This is a genomic window from Streptomyces sp. NPDC002838 (assembly GCF_040295365.1).
Taxonomy (GTDB): Bacteria; Actinomycetota; Actinomycetes; order Streptomycetales; family Streptomycetaceae; genus Streptomyces.
This window is the reverse complement of the sequence record NZ_JBEOVF010000090.1, coordinates 13,640-27,778: the sequence shown is the minus strand read 5'-3', so window position 1 is coordinate 27,778 and position 14,139 is coordinate 13,640. Positions and strand designations below refer to the sequence as shown.

Genomic DNA, 14,139 nt, shown 5'->3' with positions numbered 1-14,139 from the left:
CTCGCCCACAACCTGACATCAGCAAGGTCCCCACCCACAAGCACACCAACGACCAACCTGGCCACCAGTCACGGCAAGCACCGTTGCAGTACTAGCCCTGGCACGAAGGGAAGCGTCGAGCGCTATGGCGACGGCTCGGGCATCTGCTGGAGCGCGCCATGGCACCGGCGCCGTGATCGCCGGTTCCGACTGCGCCGGCCTCCTGAGCGGCTGCCCGAAGCTGACCGGAACCATGGAGTGTATGAGTTTGCAAGCATCCATCTCGGGGGGCGATGCTCTTGCGGGCCCGAGGTGTATGCTGCCGCATATGTTTACGGGGAAGGGCAGCGCAGGACGTGATCTGGACAGTGCACGGCTGAGGGCGTGGGAGGTGGTCCGGGACGCCAGCGCCCAGGTCGTGCGTAGTCTGTCCCGTGATCTCGAAGAGACCGCTGGGATCCCGCTGGAGTGGTACTCCGTGATCACCAGGCTGACAGAGGCCGGCGGCACCCTTCCCCAGAACGAACTGCTGCGACGCTCGCGGTTCAGTCAGAGCGGCGTCAGCAGGCTGGCCAAGAGGATGGAGGAGGAAGGGCTGGTCGAGCGCCGTGCTTCGGAGCGCGATCGAAGGAACTTGGACGTCGTACTGACCGAGCATGGACAGGACGTCTACTTCAGGGTGTTGTCGGTTCACCACTCCTCCGTCCAGAAGCACTTCGGCATGCGTCTCACCGACGAGGAGGCTGCCGCGTTGACCACCCTGATGCGTAAGGTGCTCGACGAGCCGGGAGCCGAGGAAGCCGAGGAAACGGCCGCCGAAAACCTTGAGCAGTTCCTGCCGTTCGGGGAAACCGTGCTTGCGGTCACGTCCGAATCGACGTCCCTGCGCGACATCGCGGCCACCCGGGAGGCCCTCGAACTTCCCCTGCTTCTCGACGCGGCCCGGCACGCGAGGCCGTCCGTCCTGAACGACCTCCGCGCACGCGTCCTGAGCATGTCGCGACTGATCGACGAGCCGGAGGAGTTCTTCCGAGCCGGCTGGGAACTGCATCGGCAGATCGCGTCCTGCTGCCAGAACGACGTCCTGCGGACGCTCTACCTCAACCTGCTCGACGCGATCGCATCGCACTTGAAACGCGTCGTGCCGACGCACAACCTCCGGCAGTACCTCTACGAGCGTCTCGCCGTCCACGCCCGCATCGTCGACGCGGTGGCGAGCGGAGAACCCGAACTGATCGAAGCGGCAGCGGGAGCCCATGACTACACCCCCTCTCGGCTGTACGAGGCGATGGCGTACGCCGACGACCGAGTCGCGCTCGACTCCTAGCGAGCGCGTCGCCCAAGGTCACTGATCTCCGAGAAGTTCCTCGTCACCGAGTTCAAGTATCAGAGTGACGCGCGTCGAGTCATCAAGGGCGCGCGTGACGTGCCCCTTCCCCGTGGTGTCCTCCACGAGAATGATCTGTCCGGGCAGTACGGTGCGCCGCTCTCCCGTGCTGACTTCCAACTCGACTCCGCCGGAGAGTGGCACGATCAGTTGGCGTCGCGGTGCGTTGTGCGGTGTCGTGGGCGGAGCCTCCTCCTCCACGCGCCGCCAGATCACATTGCGCACCGGTATCCTCTCCGACCACCAGGCGACAGACGTCGACACATCGGAACGCCGGTGACCCCCCGGCATCCGGATGTCCTCGAAATGGCTCTCACCTGCGGCGTCGCTGTACACGCGGAGAATCACCGGCTGGAGAGCTCCGTCCCTGACGCCATCCTCCGTCCCCCAGCCGACACCGTCACGCTGTGCACCAAGGGGCTCAGCACCGCTTCGAGTGTTGTCCGGGCTTCCTTCTTCCACGTTTCGCTCTCCTCAACGATTGTTTCGCCGTTCGGCGCCTGTCCGTCCCCTTGCCGACAGCCGTCTCAGGTGCGTGCAGCCACCTGCCCCGCGCTAAGAACGTCGATGCGTGGGTGCTCGACGGCGTGCTCCAGTACGCGACGGAGCGCCGCCATCCGCTCTGCATCAACCCCGGTCACGAACGGATGGACGATCAGCGTGACCAACCCGCCGCGTTCCGCGGCAGCTTCGAGCAGGTCCAGCCAGTCTTCGGCCACCTGGCCGGGCTTCTGGGCGCCGTCGGGCCGCATCTCGTACTGCCAGAAGTCGATCATGTCCCAGGTCCACGGAACGCCCACGAGTCCGCCCGGCAGCAGCATGATCTCGGGAGTGGTGCCCGGCATGCCGGTGCCGGCGTCGATGCTGCTGTCGATCCGGTACCCGAGCTCGCTCAGCACTTCGAGCGTGCGGCCGCCGCGGTAACCGCCGGGTGCGCGGAACGCCACGGGAGTGAAGCCCGCAAGTCGCAGCGCTGCCGTGCCGTCCCACAGCAGCTGTTCACGGGCCCGGTCGTCAAGGTCATCCGCCCAGCGTTCGTGCACCCAACCATGCAGTCCGATCTCATGTCCCGCCGAGGCGATCCGCTCGATCACATCGGGGTGATGCAACGCGTTCCACCCCTCGACGAAGAAGGTCGCCCGCAGACGTAGCTCCGCAAACAGCTTGAGGAAGGCCGGCACGCCGCGGCGGAGTCCGGGCTCGTCTGCGTCCGGGCGAGCCGCACAACCTCGGCCGACAGTGAGTGCCATGCCGAGATTGTCGACGGTCAGGCAGAGCGTGCCCCGTCGGGTAGAGACAGCTGACATGCAGGTCCTCCTTGCCCTCTTGCTGGCGATCGGGTGCCGGAAGCCCGTTTCAGGGAGATCACTGCCGCACGTCCGGCAGGTGTCCGGTCAGTGACCGCGCATGACGCCTCAGTGGCGTGCGAACGATAGCACTAGTACATGCAAGGTGGTAGCTATCGCGACTATTGTATGCGGCCGCATGCATTGATAGCTTCCTCACGGCGGCTCTCCATGGGGGCCTCCCCGGCCGCCGTCTCGTGCGCGACGACGCCAGCCTCCCCCAGGCGCATCAGGCCACCCCTGAGTTGCTCGGGCGGGACCACTTCTGCTTACTGCGCAGTCCCAGTGCAGGAAAGCCACGTGCCGACGAAACCGTTAGAGCATTGCAAGGAGTCATCAGTGATGGATGAAGGAACGCGTATCGCCGGATACGTTTCGCTCGACAAAGTCGGTAATGGAGCTCCCTATGTGCTCAGGGCCGGGGAGGGTGAGCACATCGCTGTCCGCAGCAGCCTCCGCACTCTGCTCACCCGCCAGGAAGACACCGAAGGCCACATGGGCCTGACGTACTGCGAAGGCGACACGGCACCGCCCACGCCTCCCCACTACCACCACGACACGACCGAGGGTGTCTACGTCCTGAGTGGCGTTCTCCGCGTCTGGCAGGACGACAGGAAAGGCAACCGCATAGTCACCGATCTCCACCCAGGTGACTTCGGGTTGCTGCCGACTGGCTGGGCCCACTCGTGGGCGTTCGCCGCCCCCAAGACCCGCTTCATCGCGTTCTACGCACCTGGTGGCTTCGAGGGAACCCTCCACTATCTCGATCCTCATGGGGCCCCCACCGCTGAACAGCTGGGTGAAACAGAGAAGCGCTTCGACGTGGTCTGGATGCCCGACTACCCCCTCATCCAGGAATCCGAGAAGACCGGCTGACAACCGGAAACGGCCGAGTAAGGGCGCTGAACCCTCAAATTTTCAGCCCCACGGAAAACGAAATCCTCAGCAGGTCCATGGTTTCCCCGTCGGGGCAACCATGCAGCACTTCCTTCTTGACCCGGGCATCGGGTCGCCCTCTTCACGAAAGCGGAACAAGCCATGTCCCTGTCGCACGCCAATGACGACGCGCGCACAAAAGCGCGGGATGCTCGTCGAGTTGTCCTGGCAACGTTCATCGGTACCACGCTCGAGTGGTACGACTTCTTCGTCTACGCGCTCTGCGCGGTTCTGGTGTTCGGTCCGCTGTACTTCCCTACCGGCGACCCGGTGGTGGGGCAGCTCGGGGCCATGGCGACGTTCACGGTGGGATTCGTGGCACGTCCACTCGGAGGCGTCATCGCCGGTCACTTCGGTGACCGCATCGGCCGGAAACGAATGCTCGTCGTGACGCTTGTGATCATGGGAATCTCGACCGTCTGTGTGGGTCTGGTGCCGACCTACGCCCAGATCGGGGTATGGGCTCCGGCTCTGCTGGTGGTCCTGCGCATCGTCCAGGGCCTGGCCATGGGCGGCGAGTGGGGCGGTGCCGTCTCGATGGCCATCGAGCACGCGCCGCCGAACCGGAGAGCTCTCTACGCCTCCGCGCCGGCCGTCGGTCCCGCGTTCGCACTGGTGCTGTCCAACCTCGTCCTGATCGGACTGGAGGCTGCCACCGGGGACGCCTTCACCGTCTGGGGCTGGCGGATCGCCTTCATCAGCAGTGTGGTCCTCATCGTGATCGGTCTGGTGGCCCGTCGGAAGCTGAGCGAAAGTCCTCTGTTCGAGGCGTCGGTCGCTCAGGAACCGGAGGCGGTGCCCGTGCTGGAGGTGTTGCGCTCGCACGGCGGCACGCTGCTCAAGACCCTGGTCGTCGCCGGTGTGCCGGGGATCTCCACCTACATAGTCCAGACGTACTCGCTGACCTACGGGACGAGTGCCGTCGGCTACAGTCGTTCCTCGCTGCTGTGGATCGCCATGACGTGCGGCGTGGTCGCCATCCCGGCCGTGATCTACTTCGCCCGTCTCGCCGACCGCTTCGGTCTACGGCCAGTGCTCGTGACGGGGGCCGTCATGCAGGGACTCACGGCACTGCTCCTGTTCCCGCTGTTCGACTCCGGCAACCTCATGCTCGCCACCCTCGGGGGCGTGCTGGTGGTCACCTCCAGCTGCCTCTCCTTCAGCTGCATCCCGGCGCTCCTGACAGAGAACTTCCCGCCGAAGATCCGGTACACCGGCATCTCGCTCGCATACCAGCTCGGTTCCATCGTGGGCGGTGGGCTCGCACCCATCATCGCCACGGCCATCTTCACCGAGAGCGGGAAGTCGTGGCTCATCGGGACGTACATGGCGGCGGCGAACGTCGTGGCTCTGGGCTGTCTGATGCTGCTGCGCAAGAGGCCGGCATGGCAGGTGAAGGCCGAAGAGAAAACCGCGAGTGCGGCGCCCGCCCAGGGCGACGGCCGCAACCTCGTGGGTGACGTACCTGCCGCCGGTGCCTGACCCTGACCAGTGCCGACGCTGACCGCGCACGGCGGCGGCTGACGGACGAACTGCGCCCGTCAGCCGCAGCCGCAGCCGCAGCCGCAGCCGCAGCCGCAGCCGCAGCCGCAGCCGCAGCCGCAGCGGCAGCGGCAGCGGCAGCGCGGAAAGCCTGCTGGCGGCGTGAGTTCGGCAGGACCAAGTACTCCTCGATCGAGGTGCCGACGAGACCGACCGGTTCACCCCCGATGGTGACTGCGATGCCGCAAAGGATGTGGGAGCACACATGGTGACCGCTGAACAGAATGACTCGCCCTACGACGTGATCGTGGTCGGTGGTGGTCCGACCGGCTCTGTCGCTGCGACCGACCTGGCCATCCGAGGGATCAGGACGCTGGTGCTCGAAAAGACGGACGGTTCGGTTCCCGATGCGCGGGCCACGGCGACCAACGTACGCACGATGGAGTTCATGCGCCGTTTCGGTATCGAGGAAGAGCTACGGAACTGCGGCTGGCCGCGCGACCGTGCCCTGGACGTGGTGTACGGCCCGGGAGTGTACGAGCCCGAGATCTTGCGGCTGCCGTGGCCTGCGATCGACGACGCCCCTCCCGCCGCGTACAGCCCGACCTCCTATCAACGCTGCCCCCAGCGATGGCTGAACCCGATCCTCGCCGGCATGGCGCGGCGGCAGCCCCTGGTCGACTTTCGGTTCCGGTGGGAGGTGACCTCTCTTGAGCAGGACGACTCCGGGGTCACCGTCCAGGCGACGGACGGGGCCGGGCGCACCCACGCCTTCAGGGCTCGTTACCTGCTCGCCTGTGACGGGGTCCGCAGCGGCGTGCGGAAGGCGCTGGGTATAGGCGCAGAGGTGTGGAACGAACTGGGCCACTCGGTGGAAGCCCTGATCCGTAGCCCGCAACTGGCCGAGGCTTACCCGGTGAAGACCGGTGGCCACTACACACTCATCGAGCGGAGCGGCATGTCGGTGGCGCTGTGGCCGCTCGATGGCAGCGACATGTTCCGGGTGACCCTGATGGTCCATCGCCAGGGGGGGACCAAGGAAGATATCTCGGATGCTGTCCGCAGGCTCGGTGGCGATCGCGAGGTACGGTTCGAGTTCCTCAGCGGCGTCTTCCCCTGGACGAACAGGATCGGTGTGCGCGAGCGCTTCCGTGACGGGCGCGTCTTCCTCGTCGGCGACGCTGCCCACAGCATGCCCACGACCGGCGGCTTCGGGATGAACACCGGCGTGCTCGACGCGGTCGACCTCTCCTGGAAGCTGGCCGCCGTCCTCAGCGGATGGGGGCACCCGGACCTGCTGGACACCTATGAGTTCGAGCGCAAGACCAGCTCCGCGCAGACCGCTGAGCTGGCGGCAGAGGTTTACCGCGACTGGCAGGCGATGTCGGAGCACATGGCAGTGTTCGCGGAGAGGCCTCTGAAGGGGAGAAGCCCGGAGGCCGTGGCGGCAAGGAAGGAACTCGGGGAGCTCCTGCTCAAGGTGTTCGGTCGTGAGTTCAACGCGGTCGGAGGGGCCCTGGGATACAGGTACGAGAACTCGCCGATCTGTGTCCCCGACGGCACCGCCGCTCCGCCCTTTGCGTTCGCGACTTACGTCCCGACCGCCCGCCCGGGCCACCGTGCTCCGCATGCATGGTTGCCCGACGGAGCGTCCACCCTCGACCTTTTCGGCGAGGAAATGGTCCTTCTCTGTTTCGGCCGCCGGGCGTCCGACGCCCACGGTCTCGCTGTCGCGGCGCGTGCGCGACAGGTCCCCTTGAGGATCGTGGAGATTGATGATCCCGCGGTGGCGGCCCTCTACGCTCGGGCCTTCGTTCTGGTCCGGCCCGACGGGATGGTGGCGTGGCGGAGTGACGAGAGCCCGGCCGATCCGGACGGCCTGATCGACAGGGTGCGAGGCGCCTGCCTGGCGGTGGGCGGCCATAAGCGGACCATGCTGTCGCAGGCATGAAGGGCGCTCGGGAGCATGGGAGCCGCCCGGTTTGAATGGAGATTTCACCAACTCCTGGGGTTCAGACTTCCCCCGAGGAAGCCGATTCGCAGTCCCTGCCTAGTCGATGGCGGGTCGAGCGGAGACTCGGCATGGATCATGCACGCCCACCGGAACGTCCGCGACCACGATAGGTAGCCACAGCCAGAGAAGCTCACCTGATCGGCTTCTTCGGCGGGCGCCTTGAGACCGCGCCTGCGTAGTTCGCGCCGATTGGGGCTGCGGTCGTATCCGTTGTCGCCGAGCAAAATATCCGGCGCTTACATGGTCGGGACATCCCTTCACCAAGTTACACAAAGGAGATGTAGTGGATGCCGGTCTAGTACTTATGAGCTATCACGGTTCATGGGATGACGCTGCCTATGCCGAGAAGCACGGCTTTGCGTGTGTGGGTTTCGTTGACTCACCCCTCATCGCCGGTGACCCGTTCGTGGCCATGGCACTGACCGCCGAGCGCACATCGACCCTTCGGATCGGGACGATGCTCGCCATTCCCAGCAATCGCATCGCCCCCGTCTGTGCCACCGCCATCGCGACCGTCAATCGTCTGGCCCCCGGCCGAACCTTCCTCGGCCTCGGCACCGGCAACACGGGCCGCGCGATCCTGGGGCTGAAGTCGCTGCCCGTCAGTCGTCTCGCGGAGTACATCGCCTCGTGCCGCGCTTTGCTCGACGGCGAGGAGGCCACCCACCGGGCGGGCGACACCTCGCAGTGGGTGCGGATGGCGCATGCCCCCGAGGATCGCTACGTCCACCGCGACGGTGTCCCGATCTATGTCGCAGCCGACGGCCCACGGGCGCGCGGCGTGGCATACGAGCTCGGCAACGGATGGATCATGGGCCTTCAGGGCTGCAACGCGATGGTGAACGCGCCGGAGGTGCTCGGAGCGTCTCTGGCGGCGGCTAGAGCAGCGGCGGCTGCGGCCGGCAAGGGTCCCGATGACTTCTACACCATGTGTTCGCTGGGGCTGTGCGTCCTTGAGGAGGGGGAATCCCCGATGTCGCCGCGCGCACTCGAACGGGTCGGCCCAGTCGCGATGCTGCCGTTCCATGCGTATGCCGACAACCCGGCTATAGGTGCACACCTTCCTTCCCCGATACGCGACCGCCTGGACATCTATGAGCGCAGGGTGCTGTCCCGCCTCGACGTCCCCCGTGACCGGCTGTACCAGGAGACGCACCGGGGTCACCTTTCGCATCTGCTCCCCGGCGAGGAGGACGTGCTGACCGAGGAGATCATCCGCATGACGACCCTGACGGGCACGGCGCGCGAGATTGCCGACATCCTGCGAGGGCTCCAGGCGGCAGGCCTTCGGAACGTCACGCTCAACCCGCCGCCGCACCTGGCGCGTGAGGCGGTCCGGGAGTACGCCGAGAAGATCGCGCCGCTGCTCGACGCGGGAGGCCGAGTTTAGTCACACCCAAGCAGCCGCAGACGGCTGCGACGAGCGCAGCCACTCGCGGCGGAGCCGTTCTTGGTGCGTCGCCACCGAGCTGCCTGGCCATGATCGGCTCGGCATGGTTCACCTCGGGGGAGGGGCAGGCGATGGCCGACATGGTGGCGGCCGGACCGCTCGACCTGAGCCCGCTGGAACACGTTGTCCATCCCCCAAACGCGTCAACGAGGCCATCAGTGGCACGGCGCGGCGCAGCGGCGGCTTCAGCAACTTCTTCGTGAGTCCCCTCGCGACCGCGTAGCGGCTCTGCGGAGTCCGGTAGCACAAGGAGCCTGTGGGCCCCACACAAACTACTGTGGGTTACGTCGGGCTCGCGGCCGTGCTCCTGTGCGGTCAGGGCGCGAGCCAGCTGGAGGCGATGTGTCGGCTCAATCCGCGGAGCGTGCGAGCCATGCCGGGGCGGCGGTGCCGACGCGGCTGGCGCTGCTGGCGTCGGCGGCCGCAGGACTGCCCGGCGACCGGGCCCTGCTGCTGGCCCTGCAGCAGGCGACCGCAGGTCTGGGGGGACTCGGCGGCGTGGTACACCGGCGGGACCCCGGATCCGGAGCGCTGAGGCTCATGGCGGTCAGCGGGCTCGCTCCCGCGGTCACCGAGGCATGGGCCGGTCTCCCGGAGGACGGTGACAGCGCGCCTGCCCGCGCCGTCCGGGGTGTCTCCGAGGTCTGGCTGACCGGGGATGTCGCCGGGGTCGGGGCATCAGGTACGGCATCCGTGCCGCTGCCCGGCCCCGACGGGCCGGTGGGCGCGCTGTCGGTGTTCACCGTGGCATCCGCGGCACCGGACCCCGACCAGTGGTCCCTGCTCCGGTCGGTGGCGGCATGGGCCGCCGAGCACCTGGACACACCGGCATCCGACGGCACCTACGTGCCGCACGGGCCGTTCCTCCGTACGCTGCGCGGCCTGCGTGTCGGCTTCGTGACGGTCGACGACGACTGGCGGGTCACCTTCGCCAACGAGGAGGCCGAGCGCCTGCTTGCCGCCGGACGGGTGCAGCTTGGAACCGTGTTCTGGGACTTCCCCGCCACCCGCGTCCACGGCCTTGAGGCCCAGTGCCGACGGGCAGCCGCTGAGGGCCGGCCGGTCGGCTTCGACGTGCGCTGGCCGCCCGACCAGCGGCTCTACTACGTCCGGCTCGACCCCGTGCCGGGCAGCGGGCTGGCGGTCTCGTTCCTCGACGTCACCGACCGTCGGCTGGGGCAGGGCGCGGGCTCGGCGGAGGAAAGGGCGATGGCCGCGCGCACCGCCCGGATGGGCGTGCTGACCGTGGCCCTCGCCGAGGCCGTGACGTCGCAGGACGTGGTCCGGGCGGTCGCGGAGCATGTGCTGCCGGCGTTCGGCGCGGACGGACTGGTGGTGGAGACGCTGGAGGGCGGACGAGTGAGGGTGGTCGACTCCGTCGGCTACCCGCATGAGTTCCTCAGCAGGATCGACGGCATCCCGCTGGCCGCCAACACCGCGGTCACCGAGGCGCTGCGCACCCGAACCCCGGCGTTCGTCGAGTCCACGGCCGCCTTCATCGAGCTCTATCCGCACCTGAAGAGCCTGACCGCGATGTCGCCCATGCAGGCATGGGCCTTCCTCCCGCTCATCGCCTCGGGTCACGCCGTCGGCTGCTGTGTCGTCTCCTTCGCCCGGCCGCGCTCCTTCGACGAGGAGGAACGCACCCTGCTGACCGCACTGAGCGGCCTGGTCGCCCAGGCTCTGGAACGGGCCCGCCTGTACGACGTCGAACACACCCGGGCCCAGGGACTCCAGCGCGACCTGCTGCCCAGAACGCTGCCCTCCCTGCCCGCCGCCTCCGCCGCCGCCCGCTACCTTCCCGCAGGGCGCGGCGGGGACGAGGTCGGCGGCGACTGGTACGACGTCATCCCGCTGTCCGCCGACCGCGTGGCCATCGTGATCGGGGACGTCATGGGGCACGGCATCACCGAGGCCGCGACCATGGGCCGGCTCCGCACGGCCGTCCGCACGCTCGCCGACCTGGAGCTGGAGCCGGCCGAACTCCTCGGCCACCTCAACGAACTCGTCGGCGACCTCGGCTATGACCACTACGCCACCTGCGCGTACGCCGTCTACGACCCGGTCGCGCGCACCTGCTCCTTCTGCCTGGCAGGTCATCCGCCGCCACTCGTGGTGCATCCCGACGGTACGGTGCACAGTCCAGAACTGACCGTCAACCCTCCCCTCGGCGCCGCCGAACCGCCCTTCGACGTCCACGAGGTGCACCTGCCCGACGAAAGCCTGCTGGTGCTCTGCACGGACGGTCTCGTCGAGTCCGCCACCCGGGACACGGAGGAAGGCCTCGTCCAGCTGCGCCGGACCCTGGCCGAAGAAGTGAGCCGCACCCCGTACTTCGACGCCGACCCGCCGGACGACGGAGGCGATCTCGACAGGCTGTGCGACCACATCGTCTCGGCCCTGGTACCCGATCGGGAGGGAACCACCGACGACGCCGCACTACTCATCACCCGCATCCACGGCACCCCCGCCGCCGACGTCGTCTCCTATGACCTGCCCCATGACCCCAGGGCGGCCGGACAGGCCCGAGCCCACGTCCGAGACCGGCTCGGCGTCTGGGAGCTGGACGAACTGGCCATGACCACCGAACTGTTGGTGAGCGAGCTGGTGGGCAACGTGGTCCGCCACGCACAGGGACCCATCCGCCTGCGTCTCCTGCGCAGCCGGTCACTCATCTGCGAGGTGTACGACCACAGCCTCACCACCCCGCGCATCCGGCGCGCCGGGTACACGGACGAGGGGGGTCGAGGCCTCCACCTGGTTGCCGCCCTCTCCCGGCGCTGGGGCACCCGCTTCTTCGGAGACGGCAAGTGCATCTGGACCGAGCAGGACCTGCCGCCGGGATCCTGATCAGCCGTATTTGTGATGAACCGTACCCGAAACTGCTGGTCTTCCTCCATACAACGCGGATGTCACGCTGAGCGGGCGTTGACGCGGCAAGGCTGTGCCGAGGCAGTTCTTCGCCCACGGCCACCCGCGTCCCTCTTTGACGCGCCCTTATGAACGTCGCGCAAGAGGGTCAAATCTGGGCGTTCCCATCGGCGACCTGCTGCCCGCCGAACGACCCGGCCTCCTCGCCCGCATGCGGTCCTTGCTTCGGCCCGGCGACGTTTCCCTCCCGGGCGGGGACGTACGCAACAAGGTAGGGGGGCGCGGATTCAGTGCCGTGAACGGGGTTGTCCAAGACGGCTCCGACGCCGAGTTGGGCACATTCTGTGACCAGCAGTTACGGGACAAGGTTTATTGGATAAGCCATTCCAGTTGATGTAACATCAACTGGAGTACCTTATCCACTTGAGAGGTCCGGGCCGTCGCGGCCCGACGCCCACCACCGGCAGGGGACTTTGATGAGTACGTCGGAAAGCACCAGGCTCCAGGTCGTCTTCGACGACCTCCAGTCGACGATCGCGGATCTGATCATCAAGCACGGAGTGACCGAGCAGGAGTTCCAGCGAGCCATCGCATGGGCCCTGGAACTCGCCGAAGCCGGCGAAATACCCATGACGATCTACCAGTTCTTCATGCATCCGGTACTGGAGGCCAACCCGGGCGCCGCGTACGCGAATCCGGAGAAGGACGGTGCGAGCCCCTGGATCGGCAGGGGACCGGCCTATGTACCCGGGGCGCCGGTCCTGGAACGCCCGTACGCGCTGCCCATGCGCCCCGACGAACCCGGCGAGGCGCTCTTCGTCTCGGGACAGGTGCGCTCCACGAGCGGCGAGCCGATCGCGGGCGCGGAGCTCGACATCTGGATGACCAACGCCAAGGGCGACTACTCGAACTTGACCGCGGAGATGATCCGGCCTCTGGTCATAGACCTTGACGAGAGCCTGCCCCCGTTCAACCTGCGCGGAAAGCTGCTCACGGACGACGAGGGCCGCTTCGAGTACCGCACGGTCATGCCCGGCATCGAGGTCATGGGCATCGCCGAGGACGGCCCCCTGGGCAGGCTCATCAAGAAACTGGACCGGGTCGACACCCGCCCGCTGCACATCCACGCGATCGTCACCGCCGCCGGCTTCCACACGCTGACCACGCAGTCCCACTTCCAAGGCGACCCGAGGGTCGGCAACACCCTCGAACCCCGCACGACGCCCGAGTCCAGCGTGCACGCCACACAGCTCCACGACGACCCGGCCGACTTCAAGGCGCGCGGCCTGGATGCGCCCTACCACACCGTGACCCACGACTACGTACTGCGCCCGGTGACCCCAGCAGTCTGAGCGAACCGGACCCAGGAAGCTCGGCGGAGCGCGGGGCGACAGACCGCGCTCCGTCGCAGCCCAGGGGGCTGGCGGCGATGTCCCCACGGTGGCGCGGACATCCATCACACCGGCTCGATTTCGCAACGTCCGCGCGTCGACACCTCCCGTCCACGCCCGGACCGGACGCCATCAAGCTCACAACTCCGTGCTGCACGGAGCGATCAAGGAGGATCTACATGCCCGACAGGGTCGCCGACGAGTTGGCCATCCGTGGCCTGACCGCACACTACAATCACATGGCCGACCAGCTACGCGGCGCCGATTGCGCCGCAGCCTTCACCGAGAACGGCGTACTCGAGGCGGCCGGGCGCCTCGAGGGCAGAGCGGCCATCGCAGCCTTCTTTGACGCCCAGGCCCATGGAGAGCCTGTCGACATTGGCTTCGGAAAGACGGGGCATCTCTTCTCTACCGTGCATGCCACCACCGACAACGTCATCACCATCGAGGGCGACAGGGCGACCCAGATGTCGTACATGCTGGTGTTCCGCCAGGTCCCGCGTGAAATGGCACAGGAGGGGCTCTATGTCATCACTCACCGCTGGGATGATCGACTTGTCCGGACGGACGCCGGTTGGCTGTTCGAGCACAGGATCATGAACGTGCTCCAGACGAACGCGAACCCCGACGCCACGGCGCAGAATCTCAGGTTGCCGACGCATCCGTGACCACCGAAACCGCCGAGTTCGACGTGGGCGCGGCGTGTGTGACGCGGTGCGGGAGCGCGGCCCGTCCGGGTCCAGATGGGCGCGGGCGGCGATCTCGCGGACCATCCCGGCTCGCGCTCGAGTCGGGTACGCGGGATCGGCCGCCTCCCGGGTCAGCTGACAGCGGCTCTCAGCGCACTGCTGATTCGAGTGGGTCACGATGCGTCGGCACGACGGTCTCGCGCAACCCGTGGCCGGCTTCGGCATCTTGGCCGGCACCGCGGCCCAGATCCTGCTCAGGACCGGTCGTCAGGTTGCAGTGCGAACCACAGCTCGGCGCGCGTGGCGGGGGCATCGATGTCGCAGCCCTGTCGCTGTCGGACACCATCAGGTCGAGTTCCGCCCGGGGTCGTGGAGCTCGCCGTGGAGGGGGCGTGGCGGGTGAGCAACTCGTCGTACTCGGCGAGCAGTGCCTCGCTCAGCGCCTTGACGTTCACACGAGTCGACGACTCGACCATCCGGGTCAACGGCACCACGCACTTCGTTGCCTCGACGCGGGCCGCGTCACCCTGCACTGTGACGCGACCGCCGGTGACGACGACCCGGGTCACGCCGACCAACTCCGCTGCACCGGGT

The 14,139-nt window shown here is 67.5% G+C and carries 11 protein-coding genes; 8 read left to right on the top strand and 3 right to left on the bottom strand.

From position 1 onward, the window contains the following. Window positions 1-172 precede the first annotated feature (172 nt). Window positions 173-1,306 (top strand): FCD domain-containing protein, encoded by a 1,134-nt coding sequence (locus ABT063_RS49240; RefSeq protein ID WP_351068312.1) that lies wholly within the window; start codon window positions 173-175, stop codon window positions 1,304-1,306. Window positions 1,307-1,324: 18 nt separating this feature from the next. Here ABT063_RS49240 and ABT063_RS49235 read toward each other — a convergent pair whose 3' ends face one another. Both ABT063_RS49235 and ABT063_RS49230 read right to left on the bottom strand, forming a co-directional pair. Next, the gene (locus tag ABT063_RS49235; protein WP_351068310.1) at window positions 1,325-1,828 is read right to left on the bottom strand and encodes a cupin domain-containing protein; all 504 of its coding nucleotides are present in this window, start codon (window positions 1,826-1,828) and stop codon (window positions 1,325-1,327) included. Between the two features lie 65 nt (window positions 1,829-1,893). Beyond that, complete coding sequence (locus ABT063_RS49230) at window positions 1,894-2,616, bottom strand: polysaccharide deacetylase family protein (protein WP_351068308.1); 723 nt, start codon at window positions 2,614-2,616, stop codon at window positions 1,894-1,896. A gap of 438 nt (window positions 2,617-3,054) precedes the next feature. On the opposite strand from ABT063_RS49230, the gene ABT063_RS49225 reads away from it, so the two are divergent. From ABT063_RS49225 to ABT063_RS49195, 7 genes are all read left to right on the top strand, one after another. Next, window positions 3,055-3,588, top strand: a complete 534-nt coding sequence (locus ABT063_RS49225; RefSeq protein WP_351068306.1) for a quercetin 2,3-dioxygenase — start codon at window positions 3,055-3,057, stop codon at window positions 3,586-3,588. Between the two features lie 162 nt (window positions 3,589-3,750). Next, the gene (locus ABT063_RS49220) at window positions 3,751-5,130 is read left to right on the top strand and encodes an MFS transporter (RefSeq protein ID WP_351068303.1); all 1,380 of its coding nucleotides are present in this window, start codon (window positions 3,751-3,753) and stop codon (window positions 5,128-5,130) included. A 265-nt stretch (window positions 5,131-5,395) separates the two neighbouring features. Further along, on the top strand, window positions 5,396-7,081 hold the full coding sequence (locus tag ABT063_RS49215; RefSeq protein WP_351068300.1) for an FAD-dependent monooxygenase: 1,686 nt from the start codon (window positions 5,396-5,398) through the stop codon (window positions 7,079-7,081). 346 nt (window positions 7,082-7,427) lie between these two features. Continuing rightward, on the top strand, window positions 7,428-8,534 hold the full coding sequence (locus ABT063_RS49210) for an LLM class flavin-dependent oxidoreductase (protein ID WP_351068298.1): 1,107 nt from the start codon (window positions 7,428-7,430) through the stop codon (window positions 8,532-8,534). Between the two features lie 402 nt (window positions 8,535-8,936). After that, window positions 8,937-11,444 (top strand): ATP-binding SpoIIE family protein phosphatase, encoded by a 2,508-nt coding sequence (locus ABT063_RS49205; protein ID WP_351068296.1) that lies wholly within the window; start codon window positions 8,937-8,939, stop codon window positions 11,442-11,444. Window positions 11,445-11,941: 497 nt separating this feature from the next. Next, window positions 11,942-12,817 carry a dioxygenase family protein gene (locus ABT063_RS49200; protein ID WP_189943508.1) on the top strand — a complete coding sequence of 292 codons (876 nt, stop codon included), beginning with the start codon at window positions 11,942-11,944 and terminating at the stop codon, window positions 12,815-12,817. Between the two features lie 218 nt (window positions 12,818-13,035). Continuing rightward, complete coding sequence (locus ABT063_RS49195; protein WP_351068292.1) at window positions 13,036-13,524, top strand: nuclear transport factor 2 family protein; 489 nt, start codon at window positions 13,036-13,038, stop codon at window positions 13,522-13,524. A 275-nt stretch (window positions 13,525-13,799) separates the two neighbouring features. Here ABT063_RS49195 and ABT063_RS49190 read toward each other — a convergent pair whose 3' ends face one another. Then, a complete protein-coding gene (locus tag ABT063_RS49190) occupies window positions 13,800-14,114 on the bottom strand; it encodes a hypothetical protein (protein WP_351068290.1) in 315 nt (104 codons plus the stop codon). Window positions 14,115-14,139 lie beyond the last annotated feature (25 nt).